We start from the raw sequence: 14634 nt of genomic DNA, 5'->3' as shown, positions 1-14634 counted from the left end.
CGGTTCAGAGACTTCCTGAACCTCCTGAGCCGCTGGCCTGTAAGCCGTTGTGCCGTCTCAGTGGTTGCGCATTATAGGGAGTTCTGGACGGGTGACAAGGGTTTATTGCAAAAAAATGACTAAGCGCGTCATTTTTCACCAGAAGCGTTAAAAGCATACGTATTCGGCGCAATAAATCAGCATTTCTGCCCATAAAACTGATAAAGCACCACGCTGAACGCTGAAAGGGAATGCTATGCTTTCTCTACTACATGGGCCTGCCCTGAACTTTCTTCCAAAATAAAGGGATAACAATGATTAAATCCGCGCGCAGTATGGCCGGACTCCCGTGGATTGCCGCTATGGCCTTCTTTATGCAGGCGCTGGATGCCACTATCCTGAACACGGCCCTACCCGCCATCGCTCACAGCCTGGAGCGCTCTCCGCTGGCGATGCAGTCTGCCGTGATCAGCTACACCCTGACCGTAGCGATGCTTATTCCGGTCAGTGGCTGGCTGGCAGACCGCTTCGGAACTCGCAAAGTCTTTATTGCCGCCGTGTTTCTTTTCTCCCTGGGATCGCTGGCCTGCGCACTGTCCGGCTCGCTGACGATGCTGGTTACGTCCCGCGTCATTCAGGGCGTGGGCGGCGCGATGATGATGCCGGTGGCTCGCCTTGCTCTGCTGCGGGCCTACCCGCGCAGTGAACTGCTGCCAGTGCTCAACTTTGTCACCATGCCAGGGCTGATTGGCCCGGTGCTGGGGCCTTTGCTCGGCGGTGTGCTGGTCACCTGGGCTACGTGGCACTGGATTTTCCTGATCAACATTCCGATTGGCATCCTCGGCATCATTTATGCCCGTAAATATATGCCGGACTTCACCACGCCAAAGCGGCGTTTCGATATGCTGGGGTTCCTGCTGTTTGGTTTAGGTCTGGTCGGTATCTCAAGCGGTATTGAGCTGTTCGGTGAACAGGTGGTTTCCAGCCTGATTGCCCTGGGCGTTTTACTGGCCGGCATTGTGCTGCTGCTTCTCTATATAGTGCATGCCCGTCGCCACCCTTCTCCCCTGCTGCCGTTACCGATGTTCAAGACCCGAACCTTCTCGGTAGGCATTGTCGGTAATATCGCCTCACGACTGGGCACGGGGTGTATTCCCTTCCTGATGCCGCTGATGCTTCAGGTCGGTTTTGGTTACACGGCCCTGCTGGCCGGGTGCATGGTTGCGCCAACCGCCCTCGGTTCCATTCTGGCGAAATCAACGGTCACTCAGGTACTGCGCTGGTTTGGCTACCGTAAAACCCTGGTCGGGATCAGTATGATTATTGGCGTACTGATCGCCACCTTTGCCCTCCAGGTGCCGGGCTGGAATATGCTGGCGCTGCTGATCCCCCTCTTTATTCTGGGTATGGCAATGTCAACGCAGTTTACCGCGATGAACACGATTACCCTGGCTGACCTGACGGATGCCAACGCCAGCAGCGGTAACAGTATGCTGGCGGTGACTCAGCAGCTGGCCATCGGTTTTGGCGTGGCGGTCAGCGCGGCTGTTCTGCGCTTCTATCAAAACTTTGATGGCACCACGCTTCAGCATTTCCACGCAACCTTCCTGACGATGGGGGGGATCACGATACTGTCCGCGCTGGTATTCCTGCTGCTGAAACCGGGAGATGGCCGCAATCTGATCAGCGACCGGGAGAAGAAAAAGCGCGAGGGGGCCGTGACGTAAGCGCTTACGCTTCGCGCAGATCGCCGACGGAGGCGCGTTCCATCAGTTCCGGCGTCAGCACCAGCAGCTGAGGACCGGCGCTGGGATCGGCCAGGCGGTGCAGCAGAGCGTCTATTGCCAGTTCGCCTAACTCATCTTTAGGCTGATGAACGGTGCTGAGGGGAGGCGTCATATAGCGCGCCAGCTCGATATCATCGTATCCGACGACGGCGATATCCTGCGGAATACTCATCCCTGCCAGATAGAGCGCATGATAGACCCCGACGGCCATCGCATCATTACAGGTAAATACGGCCTGCGGCCGCGGGTTGAGAGCCAGCAGCGTATTCATGGCGTTAAACCCGCCCTGGAACTCAAAGTCACTGCTGACTATATACTCTGCAGGAACCGTTAAACCGGCGCGGGCCATGGCCTGCTGATAGCCTTCAAGGCGCAGGCGCGCGGGCGTTTTGTCCTGAGGGCCGGCAATACAGGCAATGCGCGTATAACCACGAGAGATCAGATGCTGCGTGGCCATCTCCCCGCCCAGTAGTGAATTATCCTGGATAATGTCGCTACTGCCTTCGAACGGTGCCCAGTCCATCATCACAGAAGGGATGGACGGATATCGATGCAGCAGTTCTGCGGAAGGAAGATGGCTTTCGGTACACATAATCAGCAAGCCATCGACGCGCTTTTGCAACAGCGTCTCCAGGCTGCGGTTCATACGATCTTCATCACCCTCGGTATTACACAATACCAGGCTGTAGCCCCGTTCATAACAGCTACGCTCTACCCCCCTCACCACCTCAGAATAGAACGGGTTGCTGCTGGCGGTCAGTAACATGCCGATGGTGTGGGTCTGATTAAGCTTGAGGCTACGCGCCAGTGCAGAAGGCGCATAGTTCAGCTGGCTTACCGCTGAGGTCACTTTTTCACGTACCGCTTCACTGACGAAGCGGTTGTTATTAATGACGTGCGATACGGTGGAGGTCGAGACGCCCGCCAGGCGGGCGACATCTTTCATGGTTGCCACATCTACTCCTGCTGCTGCAAGAAGCGATCTATCTCTTCACGCCACGGGACGGAAGGTTGCGCACCGTGACGCGTGACGGCAATGGCGGCCGCCGCATGGGCAAAACGCACCGCTTCTGCCATTGGACGCTGTTCCAGCAGCGCGGTGATCAGCGCACCGTTGAAGGTGTCACCCGCCGCAATGGTATCCACCGCCTCCACGCGGAAGCCGGGAACACGCTGCCCTTCACCCTGCTCACTTAACCAGACACCACGGCTGCCGAGCGTGATCAGTACGGTACGGATGCCTTTATCATGCAGCACCGCAGCGGCCCGGGCCGCGTCTTCATCACTGTTGACCGCCACGCCGGTGAGGATCTGCGCTTCCGTTTCATTCGGGGTGATCATATCCACCAGCGAGAGCAGTTCATCAGAGAGCGCGGTTGCCGGGGCGGGATTTAATATCACCTGGGTCTGATGCTGATGCGCAATACGCGCGGCTGACAGCACGCTTTCCAGCGGCGACTCCAGCTGCATCAACAGGGCGGAAGCATCGGCAATCACCTGCTGATGCTGCTCAACGCGGACAGGCGTCAGAGCGGCATTCGCGCCGGCGTGAATACCAATCGTATTTTCACCTTCTCCGTTGACGAAGATCAGCGCCACGCCGGTTGATTCACCGGATACCACTTCGATTGGACTGACATCAATCCGGTCATTCATCAGCTGCTGGCGGATACGCTCGCCGGTATCGTCGTCACCCACACAGGCAATAAAAGCAATGTCTGCACCACTGCGTCCGGCGGCAACCGCCTGGTTCGCGCCTTTCCCACCAAATGCGACCTGATACTGCTTCCCGATCACCGTTTCACCCGGACGCGGAAAATGCGCCAGATTCAGAATATGATCGGCATTAATGCTACCGAGGACGGCCAGTTTGCCAGTTTTCATCATAAGGGGATTGTCCACATAAGTGCGCCACCCGAAGGGTGGCGCGTGCCATGCTTTTCTTTGATTTATTGGGTGACCAGCTTCAGATCAACCGGATTGATAGCTTTAACTTTCTCGCCTTTCAGCACTTTATCAGCCGTCTGAACGCCGATAACGCCAATCTGCTCCGGTAACTGAGCAACGGTCGCAGCCAGTTTGCCGCCTTCAACCGCTTTAATCCCATCAGGGGTGCCGTCGAAGCCCACAACTACCACATCAGATTTACCCGCAGTTTGCAACGCACGCAGGGCACCCAGCGCCATTTCGTCATTCTGAGCGAATACCGCCTGCACATCCGGGTGAGCCGTCAGCAGGTTCTGCATTACGTTCAGGCCCTTGGTACGGTCGAAATCAGCCGGCTGGCTGGCCAGGATGTTAAATTTGTGCGCATCGGCAGCCTGCTTGAAGCCTTCGCCACGTTCACGTGCCGCAGAGGTACCGGCAATGCCCTGCAGTTCAATGATTTTGGCATTATCGCCGACTTTCTTGGCGATGAAATTACCCGCCATTTTGCCGCCAAAGCGGTTATCAGAAGCAACGTGGCTCACCACGGTGCCCTGTGAGGCAACACGGTCCAGGGTGATCACCGGGATGTTAGCCTGGTTTGCCATTTTCACGGCATTACCTACCGCGTCAGAGTCGGTGGGGTTAATCAACATCAGTTTAGTGCCACGGACGGTGAGGTCCTGCACGTTCGCCAGCTCTTTCGCCGGGTTGTTCTGAGAATCCAGCACGACCAGGTTGTAACCCAGTTTGTCGGCTTCCTTCTGCGCACCGTCTTTCAGCGAGACAAAGAACGGGTTATTCAGGGTCGATACCACCAGAGCAATCGTGTCTTTTGCCAGCGCGTTAGCACTCAGGGTGGCGCCTAACAGTACAGCCAGTGCAGTCAGTTTTTTCATGTTCATATCCTGTAAGGGTAAAGAGTTTTATTTACTGCTTTTGTTATCTACCAGCACCGCCAGCAAAATCACCACAGCTTTGACGATCATTTGGTAGTAAGAGGAAACACCAAGCAAATTCAGCCCGTTATTCAGGAAGCCTAAGATCAGTGCACCAATCAGCGTGCCCATAATCCGGCCTTTACCGCCAGCGAGGCTGGTCCCACCCAGCACTACCGCGGCAATGGCATCCAGCTCATAGCCAGTCCCGGCGGTCGGCTGCGCCGAAGAAAGACGCGCAACTTCAATGGTCCCCGCCAGTGCCGCTAACATGCCACACAGCGCATAAACGATGATCTTGACGCGATTAACGCTGATACCGGACAGGCGCGTTGCTGCTTCGTTACCGCCCAACGCATAAATATAACGGCCAAGGCGAGTGTGATGCAGCATGTACCACGCGGCAAGGAACACCAGGCCCATTAACCACACTGGCGTCGGGATCCCCAACGGGCGACCAATGCCAAACCAGCCGAACAGATCGGCGTTCTCATTGAAGCCGGTATTTACCGGGCTGCCGTTGGTGTAGACCATCGTCACCCCGCGCAGCAGCAGCATCATCACCAGCGTGGCGATAAACGCCTGCACTTTACCTTTTGCCACAATCGAACCGGTAATCGCGCCAATAAAGGCACCCAGCGCCAGCGATGCGGCTACGGCAACCAGCGCATTCACTTCCAGCCCGACAATAGAAGCCGCAACCGCGCCGGTCAGTGCCAGCAGCGACCCGACAGAGAGGTCGATACCGGAGGTGAGGATCACCAGCGTCATGCCCACGGCCATAATGGCGTTAACCGAGGTCTGTTGCAGAATATTGAACAGGTTTGCCACGGTGAAGAAATTCGGACTCATGCTGGAAACGATGGCAATCAGTACCACCAGCGCAATCAGCGATTTCTGCTCAAGCAGCCATGCCTTACTGATCAGGCGGCGTGAAGGAATTGTTTGCGTACTCATAGTGTTGCCAGCTCCGCGCTGTAATGTTTACCCACTGCCGCCGCCATCAAAATTTCCTGCGAGGCTTGTTCAATCGGGAAGTCACCGCTCAGACGACCTTCGTGCATCACCAGCACGCGGTCACTCATACCCAGCACTTCCGGCATTTCGGACGAGACGAGAATGATGCTCAGCCCTTCCTGTTTAAACTGGTTAATCAGCTGATAGATCTCTTTTTTCGCACCCACGTCGACGCCGCGCGTCGGCTCATCAAGGATCAGCACTTTAGGACGCGTCATCAGCCCGCGGGCTATCGCGACTTTTTGCTGATTACCGCCGGAAAGCAGGCCAATGGGCTGGTTCATTGATGGGGTTTTAACGTTAAACAGCTTGATAAAGTCCCCGACCGCCAGCTGCTCTTCCGCATGTTTTAAACGGCCGCCGCCGTAGCTGAAGTAGTTAAGCGCGGTCAACGACATGTTCTCTTTAACCGTCATTCCCAGCACCAGACCATCGCGTTTACGATCTTCCGAGATATAGACGATACCGTTAGCCAGCCCCTCTTCCGGGGAACGGGCCACCACATTTTTGCCGTCCAGCGTCACCGTACCGCTGCGGCGGGATAATGCCCCGTAAAGCACTTTCATCAGTTCGGTACGTCCCGCGCCCATCAGCCCGGCCACACCCAATATTTCACCTTTGCGCAGCGTAAAGCTGACGTCCTCAACGCCGGAGCCACAGAGGTGTTCAACGTTAAGACGAACCTCACCTGGCGCCTTATCCAGACGCGGATATTGCTCTTCCAGCTTGCGGCCGACCATCATTTCAATCAGCGACTCTTCGGTCAGGGTGGCCACTTCACGCTCCGCGATAAACTGCCCGTCGCGGAAAATAGTGACATCGTCGCAAACCTCAAAAATCTCTTTCATGCGGTGGGAGATATAGACAATGCCGCAGCCCTGGGCTTTCAGCTCGTTGATCACCCGGAACAGCGAGGCGGTTTCGGTATCGGTCAGCGCATCCGTCGGTTCGTCCATGACGATCACCTTAGATTCGAAGCTCAGCACCTTGGCAATCTCCACCATCTGCTGGTCACCAATCGACAGGTCACCCACCAGCTTGTGGCTGTTGAAGCGCAGATTAAGGCGTTTCAGCAGCGCGTCTGCTTCTGCATACATTTTTTTCCACTGAATGCCGCCAAAACGATTAACGAACTCGCGGCCAAGGAAAATGTTTTCAGCAATACTCAGCTGTGGGATCAGGTTAAGTTCCTGATGGATAATGCCAATCCCGGCCGCCTGAGACTCTTTAGGTCCGTTAAAGGTGGTTTCCTTACCCAGCCATGCAAAAGACCCCGCATCACGGGCATAGATCCCGGTCAGCACTTTCATCATGGTGGATTTCCCCGCGCCGTTCTCACCGACCAGCGCCATCACGCGCCCCGGATACACCGAAATCGCCGCACCCGACAGCGCTTTCACGCCCGGGAAGGATTTGTCGATACCTTTTAATTGCAGTAAAGGTTGCATAACCGCCTCAGAAGGTCACGCCAGCGATCAGAATGACATTCGCATACGGGGAACACTCCCCGCTGCGAATGACTGCCTGACTGTGCTGTGTTTGTTGTTTGAACTGTTCGTGACTGACATAACAGATACTGATGGTATTACCCTGGTGTTGTTGCAGTAAGTCGAGCAGGGCGATCAGTTCACTGTGAAGCTGCGGATTATGCTGCTTAATTTCTTCCGCAATGATGGCACTCTCTACCTGCATCTCATGGGTGACCGCCTGGGCGACCTGTAAAAACGTCGGTATACCCTGCGTTACGGCCAGGTCAATACGCTGCGGACCCTGTGGGATCGGCAGACCGGCATCGCCAATTACAATGCTGTCAGTATGACCAAGCCGGGAAATCACGGATGAGATAGCAGAATTTAGTAAGGTGCCTTTTTTCATTATTCACTCCAGAGCGAAACGTTTCGCTGACAGGGAGTGTAAGAAATGCACAGGGGAAAACAATCATCGAATGTTGAAATTGTGATCGCCATCGAAACGTTTCGCTGACGCAGAGGAGGGATTTGTTTTAAGGATGAAAATGGCCCTCTACTGTTACCGGTAAAGGGCCAAAACAGGATTAATTAAAGACCATACCGCCATCAATAAGCAGTGACTGCCCGGTCATATAGTTCGAGTCCGGACCGGCAAGGAAGGCCACGCAGGCGGCAACATCTTCCGGTTCAGACAGACGGCCCAGCGTGATGTTTTTGGCAAACTCCGCCGTACCATAGCCGGCGGGTTTGCCTGCCGCTGCAGAGAACTGGCGGTCGATCTCGTCCCACATCGGGGTTTTTACTATGCCAGGGCAGTAGCCATTGACGGTTATCCCCAGCGATGCAAGATCCCGTGCAGCCGTTTGCGTCAGGCCGCGCACAGCGAATTTACTCGAGCTGTAGATTGCCAGCTCCGGATTCCCGACATGGCCCGCCTGCGAACAGGCATTGATGATTTTGCCGCCGTGACCTTCCGCTTTGAACGCCTTAACCGCCGCCTGGATGCCCCAGATCACCCCTTTAACGTTCACGGCATAAACCTTATCGATCACCTCTTCCGTAATCTCTTCGATCAGCGTGGTGGGGGCCACGCCGGCATTGTTGACGATGACGTTAAACCCTCCCAGCGTTTTACGCGCCTCTTCAACAGCGGCAAACACCTCATCGCGCTTTGAAACATCCACGGCGACCGCCAGTGATTTACCGCCTGCGCTGGCAATTTCATCAGCTACCTGGCGTGCTGTGTCCGGGTTAAAATCGGCGACGGCAACGGCAAAACCCTCCTTTGCCAGACGCAGGGCTATCGCACGTCCTATCCCCTGACCCGCACCGGTCACCAGGGCTACGTTGTTTTTCATATGAACTCCTTCTCGTTTAGGGTTAACAGAATTTACAAAATCTGGCTGAGGTGCAGCTGTCCCATCAGCAGCGGGTTATCGGCATAATCCACCGGGATCGCTACCACCGCCGGGCCCTGCACGTCCATGGCTTTCCGCAGCGTTGGCTCCAGCATCTCGGCACTTTCAACTGCGAATCCCGCTGCGCCAAAGGACTCCGCATAGGCTTTAAAATCAATCGGCCCGAATTTCACCCCGGAGACCCGCTGATATTTCTTCTCTTCCTGCATCGCCACCATGTTGTAGCACTCATCCACCCAGATGATATGCAGCAGGTTAGCACCCAGCCGTACCGCCGTTTCCAGCTCCATGCTCGACTGCAGGAAACCGCCATCACCGGAGACCGACACCACTTTGCGGGACGGGTCTACCAGCCAGGCACCGATTGCCCAGGGTAATGCCACGCCCATGGTTTGCTGACCGTTAGAGATCATGATCTGGCGGGCACGGAAGCTGTAGAGATAACGTGCGATCCAGATATGGAAGCTGCCCATGTCGACCGTCAGCGTAACGTCACTGTTAATGATGTCCTGCATGGCACGGACGATGCGTAACGGATGCAGGGCAAACTGATTAAGCTGATGGCCGCGCAGCGCCAGCAGTTCGCGCTGCTGCTGACGATCCTGCAGGATGGCTGCTGCCTGGGCGCTGAGGGTTAAGGGACCACCGATGCGCGCCGTCAGTTTGTCGAGCGTGGCTGCAATGTCGCCCACCAGCTCCGCATCCGGCTGGTAGCAGTTGTCAGTATCCGCCGGCAGCACGTCGATATGGACCAGGGTGGCCTTCCCGCTGTTCCACATGGCAGGCTCATATTCCACCGGGCTGTAGCCGATGGTGATAATCAGGTCGGCCTCACGCAGCAGACGGTCACCGGCCTGGTTATTAAACAATCCGACGCGTCCGGCAAAGCGGGAGAAGTGTTCCTGGCGCACCGCACCGGCCGCCTGGTAGGTGCTGGTGACCGGAATATGACTGCGCTCCAGCAGCCGGTGCAGCGCATCACTGTTCGCGGGCTGGCTGGCCATCAGACCCAGCAAGAGCACCGGATTTTTCGCCTGTGCGATTTGCTTTGCCACCGCCTCGATGGCCACATCGGGCGCTGCCCCCAGCAGCAGCTGACCGCTGGTATTCAGCAGATGGCCCCGCGCGGGTTCATTAACAATGTCCTGGGGCAGGCTGACAAAAGCCCCGCCGGGGCGTCCCTGTTCAGCGCTGCGGAACGCATTGGATAACACTTCGGCGATGGCATCGGACGATCCGACCTCAACCGCGTATTTGCTGACCGGACGGAACATCGCCACGGTATCCATGCTCTGGTGAACCTGTTTCGCACTGTCGGCGCGTTTAACCGCCCCACCCAGTGCTACCAGCGGATCCCCCTCGGTGGTCGCGGTTGCCATCCCGGTGATCAGGTTGGAACAGCCCGGCCCGGACGTCACCAGCGCCACCCCGGCCTTGCCAGTCAGTCTGCCGACCGCCGCTGCCATAAAAGCGGCATTGGCTTCGTGCCGCACCGGTATCGTCTGAATAGAGGTATCCAGCAGCGAATCAAACACTTTATCGATTTTAGCGCCGGGGATGCCAAAGACATGTTTCACCCCCTGCGCCTCTAACTGTGCCACCACCAGGTCGGCACCGTGTGCCCACTGCTGAACGTCGGTTACGTTTTTCATCTGTCTGCTCTTCCTTATTTCAGCTTTCTACGGAACGAATGGCGGAATCCAGATTATCCGGGCTGAGGTCGGCCCGCAGGAAATCGCTGTCTTCGGGCAGGTCAATCACCAGCTTGCTGATCTCACCAAAGGTGAGCGTGCCGCGATCGAGCTGATAATCCAGCAGATGCCCGCCCCCCTGGCGATCGTCAGTAATAAAGTGTTCATGGTAGCCAGCCACATTAATGCCCTGCATGTACTGCGGGGTGCGAAAACCAATCAGCACGCCGTTGCGCTGCTCAAAGTGAAAGGTCGGCTGCTGACCCAGGACTTCCGGCATCGATTTATACGGGCGGTGCTGGCAGGGAACAGTACGGGTTTCCGCACGGCTGAAGAGGCCATCAATACGCAGGGCGCAGAACTGGTTGTCGGAACGCACCTGCTGGTCGATCACCTGATGCACTTCAGCCCGGCTGGCAGGACCGGTGAAACGGTGCTGATACTGTGGGCGGAAGAAGGTCATTACCGCAAACGGCGATTTCTGATCGGGACTGGCCGCACGCGCGCTGCCATCCGAGCGCAGCTGGTACACCTCACGGTTAAAGGCGATCATTTCGCCGTCCAGTTGATTAAATGTCCCCAGACCAAAATCGCCTTTCTTCAACAGGTCGGCCACGGTGGTGGTGCCGTCATAAACACCACTGAGTAACGCACTCATCAAAGAGGTCTGATAGATTACACTTTCTGGCCTTTCTCTCTGCATCTCTTTGACCGTGGTGGTCAGCTGTTCCGTACATGAACAATCAGTTACAGAATGTGTCATTGCCCTCTTCCCCGCTAAACTGTTAAGAAGTATTGAATCAATGTTGACTCGATTCAGTCCGGGATTCCAATATAGAACACCCCCCACTTTGAGACGTTTTCGATATGGAACTGCGGTATCTACGTTATTTCGTTGCGGTCGCTGAGACGAAGCACTTCACAAAGGCGGCGGAAAGACTCGGCATCTCACAGCCACCGCTGAGTCAGCAAATCAAAAAACTGGAAGAGGAGATCGGTACACCGCTGCTGAAAAGGCTGACGCGCGGGGTGGAACTGACGGATGCGGGAGAAGCCTTCTATCAGGATGCGTGCCAGATACTGGCATTAACCGGCCACGCCCTGGAGAAAGCCAAAGGGATTGCACGCGGTATCAGCGGGCAACTGTCGATTGGTTTTGCCAGCTCTAATGCCTTTCATCCGCAGATATTCCAGCTGCTGCGCCGTTTTCAGCATCGTTTTCCGGCCATCACCCTGCTGCCGCAGGAGGAAAGTATGGCAACACTGATGCACAATCTGGAGGAGGGTTTACTGGATGCCGCCTTTGTCCGCCTGCCCTGTGAGAGCAGTAAGGCGTTTAATCTGAAGGTAATTGCGACGGAGAAGATGGCGCTGGTGCTGCCGGCCGGACACCCGCTGGGCGGAATGCCCTGCCTGCCGCTGGCACAGCTGCGGGAGGAGCCGCTGATCCTCTTTCCGCGAGAGGTCGCCCCCAGCCTGTATGAAGTGATCATCAGCGCCTGCCTGCGTGCCGGATTCCAGCCGGATGGCGTTCAGCAGTCCCCGCAGATTTCATCGGGCATCAGTATGGTCGCTGCCGGGTTTGGCATTACCATCGTGCCCGATTCCCTGCGCTGTATCAGCCTGCCCGGCGTCAGCTTCCATCAGATTGAGGATGCTGCGCTGGGCAGTGATGTCGCCCTGGCCTGGCGGCGCTGGGATCGCTCCCCCGCCGTCCATCACCTGGTGTCTATGCTGGCGGGTGATTAACCACCGATTTTACGCACCTGCTTGACGTCGAGCTCCAGCGAGTTAAAGTCTTTATCCAGCTTACCCTGCAGTTCAACGTTATCTTTCGGGCCAATGTTCTGACCGTCCCAGCGCTTATCGTCGATCTCCACGGTCATGGTGCCGGTCGCATCGCGGAACTGATAGTTCTCATCACCCACGCGTTTTTCAATGTGACCGCGCATTGTTACCCAGGCATCGTCGCTCATATCCTGAGCCTGTTTTACGGTTGCCACCGTGCCGTTCGGGCCGCTAAAGCCGCCTTTCTGTACCTGGGCTGTCGGCGCGTCGGGGTCAACAAAACCACCGGTCTGTGTGGCCAGTACGGGCATTGACATCAGGGCAGTGATCGCCAGTAACGCAGCTGTCTTCTTCATCATGTTCAATTTTCCTTATGGCGGTGGGCAGTTCGTTCTGCCCGTGAATGTCTGTCGGTAAGTATTACAGCAAAAGGTTCTTAACAGGATCTTAAGGCCACCGGCATCCTCACTTTATTGTGTAAAATTGACGAAAAGTCACGAATATCGCCGATCCTTGCTGTACAAGCCGCATCATGATTCCGTATAACTCGGTGAACTGCGAGGGATAAGCCAATGCGAATTTTATTAATTGAAGATGACCGCCTGATTGGCGACGGTATTAAAGCCGGGTTAAGCAAACTGGGATTTAGCATCGACTGGTTTACCCTGGGTAAAGAGGGGCTGCGGGCGCTGAGTGCCGCTCCCTACGATGCGGTGGTGCTGGATCTCAGCCTGCCGGAAATCGACGGACTGGATATTCTGCGCCAGTGGCGACAGCAGGGTCAGGATGAGCCGGTGCTGATCCTGACGGCGCGCGATGCGCTGGAACAACGCATCAACGGGTTACAGCTGGGAGCAGATGACTACCTGTGTAAACCCTTTGCCCTCAGCGAAGTGGCCGCTCGCTTACAGGCACTGATCCGCCGTCGCCACGGTCAACTACAGCCCACGCTGAAACACGGCAGCGTGATCATGGAGCCCGGCTCACATACCGTGACGCTGAACGGCGAACCGCTGGTACTGAAAGCGCGTGAAATCGCGCTGCTGGAACTCTTTCTGCTGAACGCCGGGCGCGTCCTGACCCGTTCCCAGCTGGAAGAGAAACTCTATGGCTGGGATGATGAAGTGTCCAGTAATGCCGTAGAAGTACACATCCATCACCTGCGTAAAAAACTGGGCAGCGAGTTTATCCGTACCATTCACGGCGTGGGATACACTCTGGGGGCGGCACCATGATCCAGCGCAGCCTGCGCGTACGCCTGATGCTGGGTTTTTTACTGCTCAGCCTGCTGTGCTGGGGGGCGGCGGCCGTGGGTTCCTGGTGGCAGACACGTAACAATATCAACGAACTGTTTGATACTCAGCAGATGCTGTTCGCGAAACGCCTGCTGCGCCTGACGCCTGAACAGTTCAGCCCGCAGCTCCCGCTGCCCAAAAGCAAAAAAATGCTGCGCCATCACCACGGCGATCAGGATGACGATGTGCTGGCCTTTGCCGTCTTTACCCGCGAGGGAAAAATGGTGCTCAATGATGGCGACAAGGGAAAGGATTTTATCTTTAATTATCAGCGTGATGGTTTTCTTGACGGGCGACTGAAAGATGACGATGACCGCTGGCGCATGGTCTGGCTGCATACGCTGGATGACCGGTATGTGGTGGTGGTCGGCCAGGAGTGGGAGTATCGCGATGATATGACCCGCGACCTGGTCAAAACTAATCTGATGCCGTGGCTGGTGGCACTGCCGGTGATGCTGATGCTGATGCTGTGGCTGGTCACGCATGAACTCTCGCCGCTAAAACACATTGCTCACCAGCTGCGACAGCGCGCCCCGGATGAAATTACGCCCCTCACCGCCCGCCGTGTCCCCCAGGAAGTGCGTCCCCTGCTGACGGAGCTCAACCAGCTGTTTGGCCGCATTGGCGACCTGCTGCTGCGCGAACGCCGCTTTACCTCGGATGCGGCCCACGAGTTGCGCAGCCCGCTGGCCGCGTTGAAAGTACAGACCGAAGTCGCTCAGTTAGCCCATGATGATTCGGTCGTGCGTCACCATGCGCTGTCCAGCCTCGATGCCGGGATCGACCGCGCCACCCGGCTGGTGGATCAGCTACTGACGCTGTCGCGCCTGGACGTCGGGGAGGATCTGGAAAAACAGGGCGTGCAGTGGCAGCAGATCGTCCGGCAGGCAGTGGTCGATCAGTATGCCGCCGCGCAGGCGGCTGGCGTGGAACTGGCACTGGATGCGCCCGATGCGCCCGTCATTCAGCAGGGTAACCCGCTGCTGCTGACGCTGCTGGTCCGCAATCTGCTGGATAACGCCATTCGCTACAGCCCGCCGGGCAGTGAAGTCTGGCTGAAGCTGGAACCGGGCCGTTTGCAGGTGCTGGACAGCGGTCCCGGCGTGACACCTGAAGCGCTGGCACGCATTGGCGAACGCTTTTATCGTCCGCCCGGTCAGCAGCAGTCCGGTAGTGGATTGGGCCTGTCGATCGTTCATCATATTGCGCACCTGCATGGCATGAAGGTGACAATGAATAATCGGGCTGAAGGCGGGTTTGCGGTGACTATAACACTGTAGGATTCGCCCTTCTGTTTCGGTCAGGCTTTTCAGCAGCGTGCAGGGC

14 protein-coding genes are annotated in these 14634 nt (G+C 56.6%); 4 read left to right on the top strand and 10 right to left on the bottom strand.

Annotated elements, in window-relative coordinates:
* The first annotated feature begins 293 nt into the window (after positions 1-293).
* Complete coding sequence (mdtD, locus tag ACZ3HG_RS12805) at positions 294-1706, top strand: multidrug transporter subunit MdtD (RefSeq protein ID WP_191935281.1); 1413 nt, start codon at positions 294-296, stop codon at positions 1704-1706.
* Between the two features lie 4 nt (positions 1707-1710).
* Here mdtD and rbsR read toward each other — a convergent pair whose 3' ends face one another.
* From rbsR to budA, 9 genes are all read right to left on the bottom strand, one after another.
* Positions 1711-2721 carry a ribose operon transcriptional repressor RbsR gene (rbsR, locus tag ACZ3HG_RS12800; protein WP_191935280.1) on the bottom strand — a complete coding sequence of 337 codons (1011 nt, stop codon included), beginning with the start codon at positions 2719-2721 and terminating at the stop codon, positions 1711-1713.
* A gap of 2 nt (positions 2722-2723) precedes the next feature.
* Entirely contained in the window at positions 2724-3653 is a 930-nt protein-coding gene (gene rbsK, locus ACZ3HG_RS12795; RefSeq protein ID WP_191935279.1) for a ribokinase, read from the bottom strand.
* A 62-nt stretch (positions 3654-3715) separates the two neighbouring features.
* A complete protein-coding gene (rbsB, locus tag ACZ3HG_RS12790; protein ID WP_062744125.1) occupies positions 3716-4597 on the bottom strand; it encodes a ribose ABC transporter substrate-binding protein RbsB in 882 nt (293 codons plus the stop codon).
* Positions 4598-4618: 21 nt separating this feature from the next.
* On the bottom strand, positions 4619-5587 hold the full coding sequence (rbsC, locus tag ACZ3HG_RS12785; RefSeq protein ID WP_191935277.1) for a ribose ABC transporter permease: 969 nt from the start codon (positions 5585-5587) through the stop codon (positions 4619-4621).
* Entirely contained in the window at positions 5584-7095 is a 1512-nt protein-coding gene (gene rbsA / locus ACZ3HG_RS12780) for a ribose ABC transporter ATP-binding protein RbsA (RefSeq protein WP_191937115.1), read from the bottom strand. Before rbsA ends, rbsC begins: the two co-directional genes overlap by 4 nt.
* 7 nt (positions 7096-7102) lie before the next feature.
* The gene (rbsD, locus tag ACZ3HG_RS12775; RefSeq protein ID WP_191935275.1) at positions 7103-7522 is read right to left on the bottom strand and encodes a D-ribose pyranase; all 420 of its coding nucleotides are present in this window, start codon (positions 7520-7522) and stop codon (positions 7103-7105) included.
* 178 nt (positions 7523-7700) lie between these two features.
* Positions 7701-8474 carry a (S)-acetoin forming diacetyl reductase gene (locus tag ACZ3HG_RS12770; RefSeq protein ID WP_465332976.1) on the bottom strand — a complete coding sequence of 258 codons (774 nt, stop codon included), beginning with the start codon at positions 8472-8474 and terminating at the stop codon, positions 7701-7703.
* Positions 8475-8506: 32 nt separating this feature from the next.
* Positions 8507-10186, bottom strand: a complete 1680-nt coding sequence (alsS, locus tag ACZ3HG_RS12765) for an acetolactate synthase AlsS (protein ID WP_191935273.1) — start codon at positions 10184-10186, stop codon at positions 8507-8509.
* A gap of 19 nt (positions 10187-10205) precedes the next feature.
* Positions 10206-10988 carry an acetolactate decarboxylase gene (budA, locus tag ACZ3HG_RS12760; protein ID WP_465332975.1) on the bottom strand — a complete coding sequence of 261 codons (783 nt, stop codon included), beginning with the start codon at positions 10986-10988 and terminating at the stop codon, positions 10206-10208.
* A 104-nt stretch (positions 10989-11092) separates the two neighbouring features.
* On the opposite strand from budA, the gene ACZ3HG_RS12755 reads away from it, so the two are divergent.
* Positions 11093-11974: a LysR family transcriptional regulator gene (locus ACZ3HG_RS12755; RefSeq protein WP_191935271.1), complete on the top strand. Its 882-nt coding sequence runs from the start codon at positions 11093-11095 to the stop codon at positions 11972-11974.
* Here the strand turns inward: ACZ3HG_RS12755 and ACZ3HG_RS12750 are convergent.
* The gene (locus tag ACZ3HG_RS12750; RefSeq protein WP_191935286.1) at positions 11971-12369 is read right to left on the bottom strand and encodes a YgiW/YdeI family stress tolerance OB fold protein; all 399 of its coding nucleotides are present in this window, start codon (positions 12367-12369) and stop codon (positions 11971-11973) included. The genes ACZ3HG_RS12755 and ACZ3HG_RS12750 overlap by 4 nt on opposite strands.
* Before the next feature lie 216 nt (positions 12370-12585).
* Between ACZ3HG_RS12750 and qseB the strand changes: the two genes are divergently transcribed.
* Together qseB and qseC are read left to right on the top strand one after the other, a co-directional pair.
* The gene (gene qseB / locus ACZ3HG_RS12745) at positions 12586-13248 is read left to right on the top strand and encodes a quorum sensing response regulator transcription factor QseB (RefSeq protein ID WP_191935270.1); all 663 of its coding nucleotides are present in this window, start codon (positions 12586-12588) and stop codon (positions 13246-13248) included.
* Positions 13245-14588 carry a quorum sensing histidine kinase QseC gene (qseC, locus tag ACZ3HG_RS12740; RefSeq protein WP_465332974.1) on the top strand — a complete coding sequence of 448 codons (1344 nt, stop codon included), beginning with the start codon at positions 13245-13247 and terminating at the stop codon, positions 14586-14588. Before qseB ends, qseC begins: the two co-directional genes overlap by 4 nt.
* Positions 14589-14634 lie beyond the last annotated feature (46 nt).

This window comes from Erwinia sp. PME.40.26/001 (genome assembly GCF_055556675.1).
The sequence above is the reverse complement of the archived record's forward strand: the minus strand, read 5'-3'. Positions and strand labels throughout refer to the sequence as shown.

Bases quoted from the DNA above. Each gene is read 5' to 3' on its own strand.
- budA (WP_465332975.1), bottom strand. From the start codon at position 10,988: ATGACACATTCTGTAACTGATTGTTCATGTACGGAACAGCTGACCACC.
- ACZ3HG_RS12755 (WP_191935271.1), top strand. From the start codon at position 11,093: ATGGAACTGCGGTATCTACGTTATTTCGTTGCGGTCGCTGAGACGAAG.
- ACZ3HG_RS12750 (WP_191935286.1), bottom strand. From the start codon at position 12,369: ATGAAGAAGACAGCTGCGTTACTGGCGATCACTGCCCTGATGTCAATG.
- mdtD (WP_191935281.1), top strand. From the start codon at position 294: ATGATTAAATCCGCGCGCAGTATGGCCGGACTCCCGTGGATTGCCGCT.
- rbsK (WP_191935279.1), bottom strand. From the start codon at position 3,653: ATGATGAAAACTGGCAAACTGGCCGTCCTCGGTAGCATTAATGCCGAT.
- rbsA (WP_191937115.1), bottom strand. From the start codon at position 7,095: ATGCAACCTTTACTGCAATTAAAAGGTATCGACAAATCCTTCCCGGGC.
- rbsB (WP_062744125.1), bottom strand. From the start codon at position 4,597: ATGAACATGAAAAAACTGACTGCACTGGCTGTACTGTTAGGCGCCACC.
- qseC (WP_465332974.1), top strand. From the start codon at position 13,245: ATGATCCAGCGCAGCCTGCGCGTACGCCTGATGCTGGGTTTTTTACTG.
- alsS (WP_191935273.1), bottom strand. From the start codon at position 10,186: ATGAAAAACGTAACCGACGTTCAGCAGTGGGCACACGGTGCCGACCTG.
- rbsD (WP_191935275.1), bottom strand. From the start codon at position 7,522: ATGAAAAAAGGCACCTTACTAAATTCTGCTATCTCATCCGTGATTTCC.
- qseB (WP_191935270.1), top strand. From the start codon at position 12,586: ATGCGAATTTTATTAATTGAAGATGACCGCCTGATTGGCGACGGTATT.
- ACZ3HG_RS12770 (WP_465332976.1), bottom strand. From the start codon at position 8,474: ATGAAAAACAACGTAGCCCTGGTGACCGGTGCGGGTCAGGGGATAGGA.
- rbsC (WP_191935277.1), bottom strand. From the start codon at position 5,587: ATGAGTACGCAAACAATTCCTTCACGCCGCCTGATCAGTAAGGCATGG.